The sequence below is a fragment of the Arthrobacter sp. Br18 genome (assembly GCF_000520555.1).
GTDB lineage: Bacteria > Actinomycetota > Actinomycetes > Actinomycetales > Micrococcaceae > Arthrobacter_D.
This window is the reverse complement of record NZ_KI914846.1, coordinates 106,105-122,812: the sequence shown is the minus strand read 5'-3', so window position 1 is coordinate 122,812 and position 16,708 is coordinate 106,105. Positions and strand designations below refer to the sequence as shown.

General features: G+C 67.0%; 15 protein-coding genes and 1 pseudogene. 6 read left to right on the top strand and 10 right to left on the bottom strand.

The features are described 5' to 3' along the window. Both Y704_RS18715 and Y704_RS18710 read right to left on the bottom strand, forming a co-directional pair. A partial coding sequence (locus tag Y704_RS18715) for an alcohol dehydrogenase catalytic domain-containing protein (protein WP_253904216.1) occupies window positions 1-350 on the bottom strand: 350 nt, incomplete at its 3' end. 128 nt (window positions 351-478) lie between these two features. Next, entirely contained in the window at window positions 479-1,396 is a 918-nt protein-coding gene (locus Y704_RS18710) for a phosphatase PAP2 family protein (protein ID WP_035771418.1), read from the bottom strand. Between the two features lie 75 nt (window positions 1,397-1,471). Between Y704_RS18710 and Y704_RS0103295 the strand changes: the two genes are divergently transcribed. Continuing rightward, window positions 1,472-2,506 (top strand): o-succinylbenzoate synthase, encoded by a 1,035-nt coding sequence (locus Y704_RS0103295; RefSeq protein WP_051476648.1) that lies wholly within the window; start codon window positions 1,472-1,474, stop codon window positions 2,504-2,506. On the opposite strand, the pseudogene Y704_RS25115 reads toward Y704_RS0103295, so the two are convergent. The 5 genes and pseudogenes from Y704_RS25115 to Y704_RS0103275 form a co-directional block, all read right to left on the bottom strand. Next, a pseudogene (locus tag Y704_RS25115) lies at window positions 2,503-2,707 on the bottom strand (hypothetical protein); the annotation flags it as partial. The gene Y704_RS0103295 and the pseudogene Y704_RS25115 sit on opposite strands and share 4 nt — an antisense overlap. Window position 2,708: 1 nt before the next feature. Continuing rightward, window positions 2,709-2,960, bottom strand: a complete 252-nt coding sequence (locus Y704_RS25110) for a hypothetical protein (RefSeq protein WP_253904224.1) — start codon at window positions 2,958-2,960, stop codon at window positions 2,709-2,711. A gap of 616 nt (window positions 2,961-3,576) precedes the next feature. Next, entirely contained in the window at window positions 3,577-4,395 is an 819-nt protein-coding gene (locus Y704_RS0103285; protein WP_026549041.1) for an SGNH/GDSL hydrolase family protein, read from the bottom strand. A 7-nt stretch (window positions 4,396-4,402) separates the two neighbouring features. Continuing rightward, window positions 4,403-5,758, bottom strand: coding sequence for a UDP-glucose dehydrogenase family protein (locus tag Y704_RS0103280; RefSeq protein WP_026549040.1), 1,356 nt, complete (start codon window positions 5,756-5,758; stop codon window positions 4,403-4,405). A 15-nt stretch (window positions 5,759-5,773) separates the two neighbouring features. Continuing rightward, window positions 5,774-6,904, bottom strand: a complete 1,131-nt coding sequence (locus tag Y704_RS0103275) for a glycosyltransferase family 4 protein (protein WP_026549039.1) — start codon at window positions 6,902-6,904, stop codon at window positions 5,774-5,776. A gap of 233 nt (window positions 6,905-7,137) precedes the next feature. Here Y704_RS0103275 and Y704_RS18700 point away from each other — a divergent pair, with 233 nt between their 5' ends. The 5 genes from Y704_RS18700 to menD all read left to right on the top strand — a co-directional run bounded on the left by Y704_RS18700 (window position 7,138) and on the right by menD (window position 14,354). Further along, on the top strand, window positions 7,138-7,569 hold the full coding sequence (locus tag Y704_RS18700; protein ID WP_051476646.1) for a hypothetical protein: 432 nt from the start codon (window positions 7,138-7,140) through the stop codon (window positions 7,567-7,569). Continuing rightward, entirely contained in the window at window positions 7,569-8,750 is a 1,182-nt protein-coding gene (locus tag Y704_RS0103265) for a glutathionylspermidine synthase family protein (RefSeq protein WP_026549038.1), read from the top strand. The genes Y704_RS18700 and Y704_RS0103265 overlap by 1 nt, the downstream gene beginning before the upstream one ends. Beyond that, window positions 8,747-10,237: an APC family permease gene (locus tag Y704_RS18695; RefSeq protein WP_051476645.1), complete on the top strand. Its 1,491-nt coding sequence runs from the start codon at window positions 8,747-8,749 to the stop codon at window positions 10,235-10,237. Before Y704_RS0103265 ends, Y704_RS18695 begins: the two co-directional genes overlap by 4 nt. A gap of 116 nt (window positions 10,238-10,353) precedes the next feature. Then, window positions 10,354-12,513, top strand: coding sequence for a PhoX family protein (locus Y704_RS0103255; RefSeq protein ID WP_026549037.1), 2,160 nt, complete (start codon window positions 10,354-10,356; stop codon window positions 12,511-12,513). Window positions 12,514-12,614: 101 nt separating this feature from the next. Next, window positions 12,615-14,354, top strand: coding sequence for a 2-succinyl-5-enolpyruvyl-6-hydroxy-3-cyclohexene-1-carboxylic-acid synthase (menD, locus tag Y704_RS0103250; protein WP_026549036.1), 1,740 nt, complete (start codon window positions 12,615-12,617; stop codon window positions 14,352-14,354). Here the strand turns inward: menD and Y704_RS0103245 are convergent. The 3 genes from Y704_RS0103245 to Y704_RS18690 form a co-directional block, all read right to left on the bottom strand. After that, on the bottom strand, window positions 14,351-15,121 hold the full coding sequence (locus Y704_RS0103245; RefSeq protein WP_051476644.1) for an amino acid ABC transporter ATP-binding protein: 771 nt from the start codon (window positions 15,119-15,121) through the stop codon (window positions 14,351-14,353). The two genes, menD and Y704_RS0103245, sit on opposite strands and share 4 nt — an antisense overlap. Before the next feature lie 5 nt (window positions 15,122-15,126). Next, a complete protein-coding gene (locus Y704_RS0103240) occupies window positions 15,127-15,912 on the bottom strand; it encodes an amino acid ABC transporter permease (RefSeq protein ID WP_026549034.1) in 786 nt (261 codons plus the stop codon). 91 nt (window positions 15,913-16,003) lie between these two features. Next, the coding region (locus tag Y704_RS18690) for a transporter substrate-binding domain-containing protein (RefSeq protein ID WP_035771475.1) at window positions 16,004-16,708 on the bottom strand (705 nt) is incomplete at its 5' end.

The window sequence follows — 16,708 nt, the reverse complement described above, 5'->3', positions numbered from 1 at the left end:
ACGAACTCCGCCTGCCCGCCGTCGTACCCGCCGCTCGTGTGCGAGTAGCCGTAGATGCCGCACACCGCCGTCGCATTCGGGTTGACGTTGTGGCAGTTCGAATACAGGCCACGGGCGCAGAAGTAACACGATCCGCAATAGACATTGAAGGGGACCATGACGCGGTCGCCGCGCGTGAGGTTCTGAACCGAGGATCCCACCTCCTCCACCACGCCGATGAACTCGTGGCCGAACGTGGTGCCAACACGAGTGTCGGGCATCAGCCCGTGGTAGAGGTGCAGGTCGGAGCCGCAGATCGCAGCGGTCGCGACCCGGATGATCGCATCGTTCGGGTGCTCGATCGTCGGCATCGGTTTTTCCTCGACCCGGATCTTGTAGGGTCCGCGGTACACCATCGCTCGCACGTGATCCTCTTTGACCGACCTCAACCGACGACATGCATGGTGGGATCAACTCTCACACCGTGTCGGAAAAAGGGTCAAGGCTTTTCCGGATGAAGCCGGGCCTGGACTCCGAACAACCAGCCGGCGGCAGCGGAGAGTGTGAAGCCCACCCCGCCGATCAGGGAAAGACCGGACCAGAAGAACAGGGGTAGCCTCGCACTTCCCGGGTTCGGTGCGGGGCCGATCGCCTGCACATAGGCGTAGAGCGCGGCGGCCAGGGCCAGGCCGGCCAGCCCGGCCAGCGCGCACAGCATCAGCCACCAGCGTGAGGACGCCCAGTGGCCGCCGAATCCTGACCAGCCGTTCCAGTCGTCCCCGGTCCGCAGGACGAGCAAGCCTCCCAGGAGGGTCCAGGTACCTACCACGAGGAGGGCGGCGACGACGTCGGCAGGACGGTGCCACAGGTTGAGATACGTCGCGGCCCCCGCCACGACCGAGTAGGCACCGCCGGCTGCGGCCGCGAACGGCCTCCAGCGGGGTGACGCCACCAGGAAGACGGCTGCCGCGGCAGAAGCGGCGAGAGTGGTATGCCCCGAGGGCAACGAGTTGAAGTCGAGGGTGGGCACTCCCCGGTCCGGGCGGTCGAGCACAAGATTCTTCAGGATCTGGGTGGTGAGGTTGGCGCCCACGATCGTGCCGCAAGCTATTGCGGCAGCCGCCCATCGGCGTCGGAGGAGGGAGACGAACCCGACGGTCCCGGCCGCGATCACCAGGGAGAGCAGCGGCAGGTGGTCCAGGAACTGGAGGAACGGCAGTGGGGAGTCGGGCGCGGCGACTCCGGCCTCCGCCCACGCGGACTCGTCGGCGAACTGGCCCGAGGTGGTCCGGACGAACGCCCAGTAGGTCCACCCGAGTGCTGACGAGCAGGCCAGTGCAGCCACCACGAACAGGAGCGGACTCCGTGCCGCGCGGACCGGCCGGGAGGTCCGGGGCGCATCGTGCTGGGAGTTCATCGCATCAACTGTTCCACAGGAAGCTGGGAGGATCCGGGCGGCGTGCCGGTGTGCTCGCTCCCGTAGCCTGATCGTGTGACTACACCCGGCCCGCGGCTCGATCCACCCGCCGACAGTTCCCTGCCTCCCCTGGCCGAACTACTGGACACGGCCCGCGTGGTGGCCATTCCGATGCGCGTCCGGTTCCGGGGTCTCCTGGTCCGGGAAGCGCTGCTTCTGGAAGGACCGGAGGGGTGGGGCGAGTTCGGGCCGTTCCAGGAATACGACGACGCCGAGGCGTCCAGCTGGCTGCGGGCCGGCATCGAAGCGGCGTGGCAGGGTTTTCCGGACCCGGTGCGTCTGCGCATTCCCGTCAACGCGACGGTCCCCGCGCTGGCCCCGCCCCGGGTCGGGGCGGTCCTCGCGCGTTTCGGCGCGGTGAGCGCGGTGAAGGTGAAAGTGGCGGAGCGTGAACAGACCCTCGCCGACGACGTCGCCCGCGTCGCAGAGGTACGCAGGCTCCTCCCACAGGCCGCGCTGCGTGTCGACGCCAACGGCGGGTGGAGCGAAGGGGAGGCCGTGACGGCGCTGACGGCACTTGCGGAATTTTCACTCGAGTACGCGGAGCAGCCCGTTCCTGATATCGCAGGGCTCCGCCGGGTGCGGAACGAGCTGCGGCGCAGGCAACTCCCGGTACTCATTGCCGCCGACGAAAGCGTAAGGCGGGAACAGGACCCCCTGCGGGTCGCGAGAGAGGACGCCGCGGACCTCCTGGTCATCAAGGCCGCACCCCTCGGCGGGGTCCGGCGTGCCGTGGAGATCGTCGCGCAGGCCGGGCTGCCCGCCGTCGTGAGTTCAGCCCTCGATACGTCGGTGGGCATCCGGGCCGGCGTCGCGCTGGCGGCAGCGCTGCCGGAGCTGCCCTACGCCTGCGGCCTGGCGACGGTCTCGCTCATGGACGGCGACGTGACGGAGCAGTCGCTGGTACCCGACGACGGCACGCTCACGGTACGGCCGGTCGCCGTGTCGGCCGAACTCCTCGACAGGTACGCAGTGCCCGACGGTCGACGCCGGTGGTGGCTCGATCGACTCGAACGGGTCTACGCGGTGCTGGCGGAGGATGTGCGTTAGACCGAGGTGGCGTCCTGCACTTCTCCGACGGGTTCTTCGAGAATGTCCTCGAGGAAGAGCATGCCGGTGGTGTTTCCCTCGGCGTCGAAGACCCGGGCGGTGATGCGCTCCGGTGCGGCGCGTCATTGCCAGGGCGTCCTCGAGTTCACTGCCGCGATACGCCGAGGCGAGGCGGCGGATCCGCTTCCCCGGAACGGGTTGCCTACAGTGCTGTTCTGGCGGTCTGGCTGCCAGACGTCGGCCCGAGGCTCGATCTGTGACCGACGCGCCGAGGTGCCTCGAGCGTGATGATGCCGACGGTTCCACCGTGCTCGTCGGACACGATCGCCACCTGGAGTCCCTGCTGGCGGAGCAAGCCCAGCAGCGTGTCGCCGCCCAAGGATCCGGGGACGCGCAGCGGATTCCCGAGCTCGACGATCTGCCTTGCTGTGTCACCCGCATGGACAGTCGACATCCGCACCCGGGGAGTCATGACATCCGCGGCGGAATGATCCGAAAAACGCAGGGTGCGGCGCAGGAGTTCAGCGTGATCCTGATCCGGTAATCCTTCAAGGGCTGATCGGCGGACCAAGGAGCTCAGTTCCTCGGCACTGCGGGAGACGGAGAGTCCTTCCTTCGGCTCGATGCCGAAGGAGCGGATGATCCGATTCGCGGTGTGTTGAACAGCAGGATCACGGGCTTCAAAACCGTGGTGAACAGGCTCTGGAAGGGGAGCGACGAATTTTGCCGTGGCCAGGGAGGGCGGGAATGAAGTTCCTGGGGACCAGCGCTCCGAGCACCATCGAGAAGACCGTGGTGAGAAAGTTGCCGATACCGGCACCGATACCGGGAACGACACCCTCGGGAATGCCGCCTGCGAGCATCGGCGCCCGGAGTAGTGAGCAAATTGCCGGTTCAAACCTTTCCGACGGTGAGGATCAGGCCGACACCGATCATGATCCACTCATACATCGTGTGGCCCCTCCCCACCAATCACCGGCGATCCGGCATCCGGCTTGACCATGGGCAAGGGCCGCTGAGGCGGCGGCCATCCGCCACCGCTGGTCGCGGCATGCTTGACACGCACCGCGCTATAGCCCCGGCCCTTTCCTTGATTTTGCCAGCCTGCGAAGGCCGCCCTTGGGAGGTACCGGAACCGGATCGGGCCAGCGGGGCTGCAGGTTGTCCCCGAGCGTCACGCCCCGGATCTTCCGGTAGACCAGGGGCACTATCCAATCATGGACCCAGTGCCGTTGTGTCCGCTCCCACTGCAGCAGGGTCTGCGACCGGGACGGCTCCCAGTCCAGCAGGTCCATGGAGTGCCCGACGCCCAGGATGTCCAGAACCTGTGACGCGAGGTATCTGTGGCCGGCCTTGGACATGTGGAGGCGGTCCGGCGCCCACATGCGGTCGTCGCGGTACGCCTCGAAGCGCCAGTAGTCGACCAGGACGGCATCGTACGTACGGGCGATGCGGCGCACGCCGTCGTTGTAGTGATGGTTGCGTCTCCGGAACACCCGCAGCGCGGGTGTCACATCGACGTCGTACCCGGTGAAGAGGAGCAGGGTGGCCCCGGTCGTCGACAGGGCCGCCACCAGCTCCTCATACTGCTGGAGCACCTCGGCGATGTTCGTTCCGGCATCGAGCACGTCGTTTCCGCCGGCGTAGAGCGTGATCAGGGTGGGCTTCATGGCCAGCGCCGGTTCCAGTTGTTCGGCGGCGATCTGCCGCAGGCGTTTGCTGCGGATCGCCAGGTTCGCGTATTCCCACCCGGGCTGGTCCTTGGCCAGCTTGTCCGCGACGCGGTCGGCCCAGCCACGGACGCCGTTCGGAAGATGCTTGTTCGGGTCCCCGACGCCTTCGGTGAACGAATCACCCAGCGCCACGTACCGGCCGGGTTGGAAAGTCATTCCCGCATCAGACCGCAGCGCCCGCACGAACGGGGGATGCCACCGTGCTGTTGCTGCTTCCGCGGCCGACTCCCCGGTAGTCCCATCCGGCGGCGCGCCAGCTGTCGGCCGGGAGGGCGTTGCGTCCGTCCAGAACGGCCTTCCGTGACACTACTGACGCGGCGTCGACGGGGCTGAGCGCACAGAACTCCGGCCATTCGGTGAGCAGGAGCGTGAGCTCGGACCCGCGCAGTGCCTGCAGGGTGTCTGCTTCGAAGCGCAGCTGCGGGTAGTTCAGCCACGCGCTCCGAACGGCCTGCGGGTCGGTGACGGTCACCTTTGCCCCCGATGCTGCCAGCCGAAGCGCAATATCGATCGACGGAGAATCGCGGACATCGTCGGTATGCGGCTTGAAGGCCGCGCCGAGGACGGTGATGCTTCGCCCCGCCAGGCCCCCACCGCACATGTTCATCGCCATGTCATGGATCCGCTGCCGCGCCTCGGTGTTCATGTCGTCCACGAGGCCCAGCAGCGCCGCCAGGGACTGCGCATCGGCATTCTGGGCCTGCGCGCGGAGTGACCGGAGGTCCTTGGGGAGACAGCCACCACCGAAGCCGGCCCCGGCGCTCAGGTACCTCCCGCCGATGCGGGAATCCAGGCCGAGCGCCTCGGCCAGTGCCGAGACGTCAGCGCCGACCCCGTCGCAGAGCTCGGAAATGCCGTTCATGTAGGAAACCTTCAGGGCGAGGAAGGCATTCGCCGCGGACTTGGCCAACTCCGCCGTCGAGAAGCTGGTGACCAGCCGGGGAATGCCCTTCGCGAGGAGCGGCGCATAGACCTCGTCCAGTACCGCGGACACCCGGAACCCGGCGTCCCTGTCCGCCACCCCGTAGACCAGCCTGTCCGGCTGCAGGGAATCGTCGACGGCGGTGCCCTGGCGGAGGAATTCGGGGTTCCAGGCCAGTTCGGTTCCGGTGCCGGCCAAAAGTCGCAGCAGCGTCGCGCTCGTACCCGCCGGTACTGTCGATTTGCCGACGACGACGGAGCCCTTCCGGAGGTGAACGGTCAATGCATCGACAGCAGAGAAAATGTGGGTCAGGTCCGCATGATGGGTGGTTTTCTGCTGCGGCGTCCCGACGCAGAGGAAATGGACATCGCAGTCGGCTACATCGGCAAAGTCGGAGGTGAACCTGAGGGTGCCGGCCTGCCGGCCGGCAGCGAGCAGTTGCTCAAGGCCGGGCTCGAAGAACGGCACACCGCCGCGGGAGAGCTGATGAACCTTTCCCTTGTCCGTGTCGAGAGCGGTGACAGCATGGCCGAGCGAGGACAGCGCGGCTGCATGCACTGTCCCGAGATAACCGCAGCCGATAACAGATACTTTCATGGGGTCCCTTCCGGGTCACAGGCGAAGCAGGGCATGGTCGGAGATGGTTTCGTCATAATGCTGGATGAGCAGTTCACAGAGCACAGGCCAGGTCCGTCCCTGCACGCTGGCGAAGGCCGCCGTGGAGAACGCGGCGCGCTTCGCATCATCGCCCGCCAGATCGACCACATAGCTGCGCAACTGCGCCAGGTTCCCGGGATCGTACAGCCACCCGGTCCTCGATGAGTCCACCAGGTCAAGGGGGCCACCCCGTCCTGTTGCCACGACGGGAACCCCCGACGCCATCGCCTCCTGGATGGTCTGGCAGAACGTCTCCAGCTCACCGGGATGGATGAACAGGTCCAGGCTGGCCACCGCCGCGGCCAGCTCCTCCCCGCCGAGGAAACCGGTGAAGTGGGCGCCGGGAAGGGCGGACTCCAGGGCCGGGCGGAGCGGACCGTCACCGATGATCACCAGGCGGGTGTTGTCGATGTCCGCAAGGACCCGCAGGTCCTCGACCTGCTTCTCGGCGGCAAGCCGCCCCACGTACCCAAGAAGCTTCATGCCGCGGGGCGCGGCGCCCTCCCGGAAGGAACGGCTCCGCTTGCCCGGGTGGAACCGCGAGGTGTCGACTCCACGACGCCACAACTCGACGTTGGGAATGCCGTGCGCCTGAAGCTGCCGCACTGCGGACGTCGAGGGCGCCAGGGTGCGGGACGCGCCACGGTGGATGTTCTGGACTCTTTGCCAGGCCCAGCTTTCCAGAAGTGGTACCCCGTACCGTGCTGCATACCCGGGAATGTCCGTCTGGTAGACCGCCACCACCGGGATGCGGAGGCCTGCGGCCGCCCGCAGTGCACGCCACCCCAGCTCGAAGGGTGAGGCGAGATGGACGATGTCCGGCGCGAAGTCGGCGAGGATCCGCCGGACCCTGCTGACTCCACCCACGGCCACCCGCACGCTGCTGTACCCGGCGAGGGGAACCGACGTCAGCCGCACCACGCGGATGGTGTCATCCAGCCCGGATTCGTCCGGGTCTGCGCTGGACGGTGCGATCACCAGCACCTCATCCCCGCGGTCGATGAAGTGTTCAAGCATTTTCCGGATGGAATGGGTGACCCCGTTGACGGTGGGCAGGAAGGTCTCGGCGACAATTGCGATCCTCACGGAACCACCGTTCCACCCGTGATTGATCGTCCGGCGGCAAACAGGTATCGGTGCACCGACAAGCTGGTGAACAGGAAACGCCGGCGACGTCGCACGAACGGCGGGATGCGCCATGTCCCGGTTCGGCGTCAGGAAGCGTACACTTTCTGTCGCCCGACCCTTTCGGGGGAGAGTTCGCCTGCCGGCCGCGCCCATCCGGTCCGGAAGCCCGCCTCAGCAACTGAAAGCCGACCATGACGACCACCCACCGCAGCTTCGAGGTCCACCCGTACCGCAGCCGCCGCAGCGCATCCCTCAGCATCGGCGTGACCGCACTTCTGGCCAGCGCGGTGCTGACAGGGTGCACCCCGGAGGGCGAAGTGATCGACGCCGACTACGCCCAGGTCTGCCAGGACCGCACCACCCAGGAGCGGGTCGAGGACAGCAAGTGCAGCGAGGAGGGCCGATCCTCCGGCACCTTCGGCTGGTACTTCTTCGCCATGGGCGCGCTCAACTCGGGCCAGGGCAGGTCCATCCCGGCTGTCGGAGCTAGACTCGCCAACGGCGTGACCTCCATTCCGGCCGGCGCCTCGGCGAAGAGCGGCGTGACGGCCCAGGGATCCCCGTCGGTCAGCCGTAACGGCTTCGGCAGCAGCGTGAAATCCGGCGGGGGCGTCGGGAGCTGATGAAGCGGATCAAATCCACCCCGCGTCCGGACTGGAAGGAGAAAATCGCCAGCCAGGGGCTCGTCTTCTCGACGACCGTGATGCCGGACGGTTCCGAGATCGAGTACTGGCACGAAGGCGCCTACTACGAGTTCGATCCCCGAGAAGTCGACATGCTCGAGGAGGTGACCGAGGAGCTGCACGGCATGTGCATCGAAGCCGCCCGCTACCTGGCCACGGGAGCCATGGGCAATATCGGCATCAGCCCCGGGGCCATGAAGCTCGCCGCCGGGTCCCTCGCCCGCAGTGAACCGGGCATCTACGGGCGCTTCGACTTCGCCTACGACGGCGTCAACCCGCCGAAGATGCTCGAGTACAACGCCGACACCCCGACCGGCCTCATCGAGGCGTCCATCGCCCAGTGGTACTGGCTGCAGGACGTCAAGCCCCACAAGGACCAGTGGAACGGCATCCACGAGGCACTCGTCCGGGCCTGGACGAAGCAGCGCGGCGGCCTCGACCGTGCTCGGCTGCACGTCGCCCACACCGAGGTCGAGGAGTCGGGGGAGGACTGGATGACCGCGGCGTACATGCTCGACGTTGCGAACCAGGCAGGCTGGGAAACCGTCGGTATGAACATCAGTGATATCGGCTGGAACTCCCGGACAAAGCGCTTCGTCGACCTGGACGAGAACGTGATCAGCACCATCTTCAAGCTGTACCCGTGGGAACTCATGATGAAGGAGGAGTTCGGCCGGAACATCCTCGACTGGCCGGTGATGACCCGCTGGCTCGAACCGGCCTGGAAGATGTTCCTCTCCAACAAGGCGCTCCTGGCCGCACTCTGGCACCTGTACCCGGAGCATCCGAACCTTCTGCCGTCCTTCCTGGATTCCCCGAACGGGATGGCGGAATGGGTGGCCAAGCCGCTGCATGGACGCGAAGGGGACAATATCCGGATCCACGCGGAGGGCGTCGAGTTGGAGCAGCCCGGAAACTACGGCTCCGAAGGATGGTGCTATCAGGCCTGGAGCCCGCTGCCGAACTTTGACGGCAACCACCCGGTCCTCGGAGCGTGGGTCGTCGACGGTGAATCGGTCGGCGTGGGCATCCGCGAATCCGACGGCTACATCACCGACTACTACTGCCGCTTCGTCCCCAACATCATCGATGCACCCGCGCCGGATCTGAGCAGGACATGAGCGCCGGCCTGCCACCCGCGTCCACCGTGCGCGGCAAAGGACTGGCGGCTGACGACCTCGGCCTTGCCGGGAGCATCTCCGTCGGCCTGTCCTCCACCGCGCCTGTGTACTCCCTGGCCGCTACCCTGGGCTTCATCATCCTTGCTGTCGGTGTGCAGGCGCCGGTCGCCCTGATCGTGGCCTTCTTCCCGATCCTTTTCATTGCCTACGCCTATCGGGAGCTCAACAACGAGACCCCGGACTGCGGGACGACCTTCACGTGGGCTTCGAGGGCCTTCGGGAAGTTCACCGGCTGGATGGGCGGCTGGGCGTTGGCGCTGTCCGGCATCGTCGTCCTCGCCAACCTCGCCCAGGTCGCCGGGCAGTACCTGTGGCGCCTGGTCGATCCCGAACTCGGGAACAACGTGCCCCTGGTGACGGCAACCGGAGTAGCTTTCATCGCCGCCATGACGTGGACCAACTACCGCGGCGTGGACCTTTCCGAGAAGATGCAGCGGACACTGATCATCGTCCAGTATGTTGCGCTGGCTCTGTTCACCGGCTTCGCCGTCTACCGGATCGCCTCCGGGCAGGCCTTCGACCCGACGCAGGTCTCCCTCGAATGGTTCAACCCGTTCGCCGTGGACAACCTGCAGTCGTTCACCTACGCGGTGCTGCTGTCCCTGTTCATCTACTGGGGCTGGGATACCTGTCTGGCGCTCAACGAGGAGACCCGGAACCCGCGGACGACTCCCGGCCGCGCCGCGCTGATCTCTTCGGTCATCCTGCTGGTCACCTACGTCGGCGTGAGCGTCGTCGTGATCGCCTTCGCCGGCACCGGAACCGCGGGGCTCGGCCTCGGCAACGAGGAGAACGCCGGGGACGTCTTCTACTCGATGAGCGAGGCCGTGCTGGGCGACTGGGCCTGGGTTGCTGTCGTTGCCGTGCTGGTCTCCGCGGCATCCGCCACCCAGACCACGATTCTTCCGACGGCGCGGGGTACCCTGTCCATGGCCGCCCACCAGGCCCTGCCGGAACGATTCGCGCGGGTCCACGCCAGGTACCTGACGCCCACGTTCTCGACAGTGCTGATGGGGGTCACGGCCTCCGTCTACTATGTGGTGCTGACCCTGGTCAGCGAGAACTTCCTGGCCGACTCCATCGCCTCGCTGGGCCTGTTCATCGCCTTCTACTACGGCCTGACCGGTTTCGCCTCCGTCTGGTTCTTCCGGCGCACGCTGCGTTCAAGTACCCGGAACCTCGTCTTTCGGGGCATCCTTCCGCTGCTGGGCGCCCTGATGATGTCGGCAGCTTTTCTGCTTTCTGCCGCCGATATGCTCGACCCCGCCTATGGAAGCACCGTCTTCCTCGGCGTCGGAGGAACGTTTCTGATCGGTGTCGGAGCACTGCTCCTGGGTGTGGGTCTGATGGCCCTGTGGTATGCCTCGGCCCGACGCCGGGAAGCGGCTGATGCGGCCATCGCCGCGTACACCGCTGCCCCGATGTAGGGCCGCCCCGCGTATTGGGCCCGCGTTCACCGTGCGTTAAGGGCGACGCACTCCGCCTGTTCATTTTCCTTGCCAGTCTGGGGCGGAACGCCCGTTCGTTACCCGGAAGGCATCCCATGAGTGAAACCACGCGCCGCCTGTTGCCCATGCTCGGCCACACCAAAGGAAAGCGCAGCGCAGTGACCTGCGCCCTGAAGTGCGACAACGCCTGCTCGGCGGCGGTGTGCAACACCACCGACAACAGCTACTTCCGCGACATCGTGTCCAGCGAGTTCTCGCGCCGCAACATGCTCGGAGCGGGAGCGGTGGGCGCTTTGACCCTGCTGATCGGCACGAACACGGGGGCGGGAGTTGCCCAGGCGGTGTCGAACCAGGGCGGCAGGGCACCCAGCGCCGCGCTGTCCTTCACAGCGATCGCTCCGGTCGACGCAATGGTGGACAATCTGACGGTTCCCGAAGGGTTCGGGTGGAAGCCCGTTATCCGCTGGGGTGACCCTCTCTTCCGCAATTCACCAACGTTCGACGCCAACGCGCAAACCGCGGCGGCCCAGTCCCTCCAGTTCGGCTACAACTGCGACTACACCGACATCCTCGAATTGCCCGGCACCAAGGGCCGGCGCGCGGTGCTTTTCGCCAACCACGAGTACACCAATGAGAACATCATGGTGCCTCCCACCACACCCGCTCCGGAAGTGCGGGGCATCGGGAAAGCGGCCCACGGACTGTCCGTCGTCGAACTCGAGCGCAGGAACACCGGCAAGCCATGGAGCTACATCCAGGGCGCGCCGCTGAACCGCAGGTACCTCACCACCACGCCGTACGAGCTGACCGGCCCGGCAGCCGGGTCCGAGTTCGTCAAGACGATCGATGATCCCTCGGGACGCACCATTCTCGGCACGCTCGGCAACTGTGCCGGTGGAACCACGCCCTGGGGAACCATCCTCTCGGGTGAGGAGAACTTCAACGGATACTTCGTCAGCGCGGGAACCAGCGACGGCGACCGCCGCTACGGCCTGACCAGCCAGCCGACCGCACGCAACTGGGAAGCAGACGAAGCCCGCTTCGACACCCGCACCCCCGGCTACGAGAACGAGAAGCACCGCTTCGGCTACATCGTCGAAGTGGACCCCTTCGACCCCGCGAGCACGCCCCGAAAGCACTCCGCGCTCGGCCGTTTCAAGCACGAGGGCGCCAACATCTCGGTGGCCCCCGACGGCCGCGTGGTGGCCTACTCGGGCGACGACGAGCGCTTCGACTACCTCTACAAGTTCGTGTCGAAGAACGTGATGCAGCCCGGGACCACGCCCGAGGCCCGCCGTGCCAACATGGCGCTGCTCTCCGAAGGCTCGCTGTATGTGGCGCGGTTCCAGGGAAACTCCACTGCTGAGATCGATGGCTCCGGAGCGGTCCCCTCGGACGGTGCGTTCGACGGCGTCGGGGAGTGGCTGCCGCTGCTCATCGACAACGAATCGGCCGTGGAGGGCATGAGCGCCGCCGAGGTCGCCGTGTTCACGCGGCTGGCGGCGGACAGGATGGGTCCCACCAAAATGGACCGGTGCGAGGACGTCGAGCCGAATCCCGCCACGGGCAGGGTCTACGTCGCCTGCACCAACAACACCAACCGGGGTACCGGAGCCAACGCGGCAGCTGACGAGGCGAATCCCCGCGCGGTCAACCGCGACGGACACGTGGTCGAGATGGTGGAGAACGGCGGGGATGCGACGGCCCTGCGCTTCACCTGGAACCTGCTGATGGTGTGCGGTGATCCTACCAAGAATCCCAGCACCTATTTCAGCGGCTACCCCGTCGAGTGGGTTTCGCCGATCTCCTGCCCTGACAACCTGGCCTTCGATTCGGTGGGCAACCTGTGGATCTCCACGGACGGGCAGCCGGGCACCATCGGCTACTGCGACGGTCTGTTCAAGGTGGGACTCGAAGGCGCCGAGCGCGGCAGGGTGGAGCAGTTCCTCGCCGTCCCCCGTGATGGCGAGACCTGCGGTCCGATCATCCATGACGCCGACGGCAGCGTCTTCGTCGCCGTCCAGCACCCCGGCGAGGACGGCGACTGGGAGAACCAGGTGTCCCTCTTCCCCGACTACGTCCCGGTGGGCCAGTTCCCCCGCAAGGGTGAAGGCGCCCTCCCGAGGCCTTCGGTGGTCCAGGTGTACCGCGGCCCCGAGGGACGTAGCGAGGACCACTCAGGCCGTGGCCGCGGACGCGGACACGGAAGGCCACGCAACGACGACGACCGCGGCGGGCGCGACGGCAATAGCTGACGGGAGACCTTGCGGAGCGCACCACCGGGAATCACCCGGTGGTGCGGTCTGCGTTGGGTGTTGGGTGTTGGGTGTTGGGTGTTCGGTGTGAGGATGGAGGAGTGAGCAATTCCCCCAGCACCAGTGGTTCCCTCAGTGCCATCGAGGCGGCACGGCACGTCGTCGCCGCCTTGATTTCCGGCGGCATCCACGATGTCGTCGTTGCCCCCGGTTCCCGCAGCGCGCCCCTTGCATACGCCCTGGCGGAGGCGGGCAATGCGCTCCAGCTCCACGTGCGCATCGACGAGCGGGCCGCGGGCTTCACTGCCCTGGGGCTCGCCCTGGGGGCCCAGCGGCCGGTAGCTGTGGTGACGACGTCGGGCACGGCAGTGGGGGAACTCCTGCCCGCCGTGATGGAGGCGAACCACGCAGCCGTCCCGCTTCTGGTGCTCTCGGCCGACCGGCCGGAGGAGCTGCGGGGCACCGGCGCGAACCAGACGACGGTGCAGCCCGGACTGTTCGGCGGCCATGTGCGGTTCTCGGTCGACGTTCCCGCGGGAACTGATCCGACGGCGTTCACCAGCCAGGCACTGGCCGAGGCCCAGGGGAGCGAAGGTCCCGCGGGACCCGTGCACCTCAATCTTGCGTTCCGTGATCCGCTGGTGCCGGACGTGGCCGATCTGCAGGGGTCGGCCGATACGTCGGTGCCGGACGTGGCCGATCTGCAGGGGTCGGGCGACCTGCCGGCGCAGCCTGGGTCGACCGGCGTAGACGGTTCGGGCCTAGGTCCAGCCCGTCCATGGCCGGGGGAGCACCCGGTGCCCGGGGGCGCGGCCACCCTGGTGATGGCCGGGCACGGCGCCGGTGAACTCGCTGCCGTCTTCGCCGCGCACCTCCGGCTTCCGCTGTTCGCCGAGCCGTCCTCCAACGCGCGCTTCGGCAGCAGCGCCATCGCGCCCTACCGGCTGCTGCTCGAGCACGGCGGCCGGTCCATCACGCGGGTGGTGGTCTTCGGGCGTCCCACCCTGTCGCGCCCCGTGGCGGCCCTGCTGGCCCGGAAAGACGTCGAGCAGGCCCTGTACCTGCCCGCGCCCGTCGCGTGGTTCGAGGAGGGCCGGAGGCAGGAACGCATCATCGACAATCTGCCGGAACTGGTCCAGTTCGCAGGCCGCGGCGCTGACGGCTGGCTAAAGTCCTGGCGGGAGAACGGGGCGGCAGCGGAGGCTGCAATCCAGAATGTGCTGGCGGCCGAAACGGCACTCAACGGATTCCATGTGGCAGACGCCGTGTGGGAGAACACGGACGGCAATCTGGTGATCGGGTCCTCGAATCCCATTCGGGACCTGGACCTGGTGGCCCCGACGGACTGGCATCCGCTGGAGGTCTTCGCGAACCGCGGCCTCGCAGGGATCGACGGCACCATCTCCACGGCTACGGGGGTGGCGCTGTCCCGTGGCATCCCCACCCGCCTGCTGGTGGGGGACCTGACCTTCCTCCACGACGTCGGTGGCCTGCTGATCGGGGCGGGTGAGCCGCAGCCTGATCTGCAGATCGTGGTGCTCAATGACAACGGCGGCGGCATCTTCGGCCTGCTGGAACATGGAGCGGAAACGACGACGGCGCGGTACGGGTCCGCCGTCGAGCGCCTGTTCGGCACCCCCCAGACGGTGGACCTCGCTGCGACCTCTGCTGCCTACGGGCTCCGCTATGAGCGCGTCACCTCAGTCGGTGAGCTCGACAACGCGATGGAGCGGCCCATCGAGGGCCGCTCCATCGTCGAAATCCGTTCCAGCCGCGCCAACCTTCGGGACCTGCACGCCCGGATCCGGGCTGCGGTGGCGGGCGCCGTGACGTTCTCCTAGAGCACCTTCGAGAGGAAGCCCCTGGTGCGTTCGTGCTGCGGGTTCCCGAGGACATCCTCGGGTTTGCCCTGCTCCACCACTACTCCGCCGTCCATGAACACCACGCGGTCGCCGACCTCGCGGGCGAAGCCCATCTCATGGGTGACCACCATCATGGTCATGCCCTCGCGGGCCAGCTGCTTCATGACCTCGAGGACGTCGCCCACGAGTTCGGGGTCGAGCGCACTGGTGGGCTCGTCGAACAGCATCATGTCGGGATCCATCGACAGAGCGCGGGCGATCGCGACGCGCTGCTGCTGCCCACCGGAGAGCTGGGCGGGGAAGGCGTCGGCCTTCTCCGCCAGGCCCACCTTCGCCAGGTTGCGGCGGGCCACGTCCTCTGCTTCCTTCTTGCCACGGCCTTTGGCGCGGCGCTGCGCGAGGGTGAGGTTCTGCAGCACGTTCAGGTGCGGGAAAAGGTTGAACTGCTGGAACACCATGCCGATCCGCGTGCGGACCTTGTCGAGGTCCGTCTCGCCGTCAGTGATGTCCACGCCCTCGACGAGAATGGTTCCGGTGGTGGGCTCCTCGAGCCGGTTCACGCAGCGCAGGAGCGTGGATTTGCCGGAGCCGGACGGGCCGATCACACACACCACCTCGCCCTGGTCCACGTGGAAGTCGATGCCCTTGAGAACCTCGTTGGTGCCGAAGGTCTTGCACAGCTGGCGGACTTCTATGGCGGGTACCGCCGTGGATGCTGCCGAGGCAGCAGCTGTTGATCGAGCCACCGCTATCACCGGCCTCTCTTGTTGTGTCGTTCGAGCTTGGCCACGAGCTGTGTGAGCGGCAGTGTGATCACGAGGTACATCAGCGCGGCGAGCACCAGCGGCGTCGCGTTCGCCTGGCTCGTCAGGGCATCCCTGGAGAACGTGGTCAGCTCGCGGTCGCCGAGGGCCATTCCCGCGATGAACAGCAGCGAGGTGTCCTTGATGAGGATCACGAGTTCGTTGGTCAGCGGCGGCGTGATGATCCGGAAGGCCTGGGGGAGGACGACCGTGAGCATCGTCCACGCCGGATTCATCCCGAGGGACCGTGCAGCCTCGACCTGGCCCTTGGGCACCGCCTCGATGCCTGCGCGGATGGTTTCCGCGATGTAGGCCGAGGAGACGATGATCAGCGCTATCAGGCCGGCGCCGGCGCTGCCGCCGGGAGGCCGCCACTGGAAGGCGATGGGCACGGCGAAGGCGAAGGCGAAGATGACCAGCAGTGCCGGAAGTCCCCGGAACAGCTCGATGTAGGCGGTGGCCAGCCAGCGGTAGGGGAGCACGGGGGAGAGCTTCATCAGCGCGAAGATCAGGCCGAGCAGGAGCCCTCCCGTGAAGGCGATCGCTGTGTAGAGGATGGTGTTCTTCGCGGCGATCGTGATGATCTCGGGGAATGCGGTGGCCGCCACCTCAAGATCGAAGAAGTTGGTGCGGATTGCCTGCCAGTCGGCGGCGAGAATGATCGCGAGGACGGCGACGGCAAAGACCGCGTAGAGCGCGCCCCGTGTCAGGCGTCTGCGAGTTGAGCGTTTCAAGCTGGGGTGTACCTTCCTTCAGGAAGTTGGAGCTCCTGCGGCTGCCGGGGGACGTTCGTCGCGCCGGCAGCCGCAGGGCTCGAGCTGTTGTCTACTTCGTGAAGTAGGTGTCGTAGATTTCCTGGTACTTGCCGCTGTCGCGGATGGCGGCCAGCTGCTCGTTGACAGCTGCGGCCAGTTCCTCGCTGCCCTCCTTGGCCATGGCGAAGCCGTACTGCTCGTCGGTCTGGTATTCCTCGGCGATGGTGAACGCGCCGTCCTCGGCGTGCGCCTGGTTGACCGGCAGGTCCTGGAGGATTGCGTCGATGTTGCCGGCCTGGATGGCCGCGTACGCCTCGGCGTCGCCCGGGAAGGCGACCACCTCGGTGTCCGACGGGACGTTCTCGCGCGTGTAGGTCTCGCCGGTGGTGCCCTGCTGGACGCCCACTGACTTGCCCGCGAGGTCGTCGATGCTTGCGACATCGGAGTCGGCGGGGACCAGCAACGACTGCAGCGAGTCGTAGTAGGGGTCCGAGAAGGTCAGGTTCTCCTGGCGCTCGGGGTTGATGGTCATGGCACTGGCGCCGATGTCGCACTGCCCGGCCGCGAGGGTCGCGCCACTCTGCAGGCCGGTGAATTCGACGTCCTGGACGGCCAGCTCGAGGTCCATACCGGTGGCGATCTCCCTCATGAGGTCCATGTCGAAGCCGGTGTACTCCCCGTCTACCTCGAACTCGAAAGGTTCGTAGGGAATGTCGGAGCAGACGGTGAGGCTGCCCTCCGAGACGAGGTTCAGGCCGCCCTCCGCGGCCGGCTC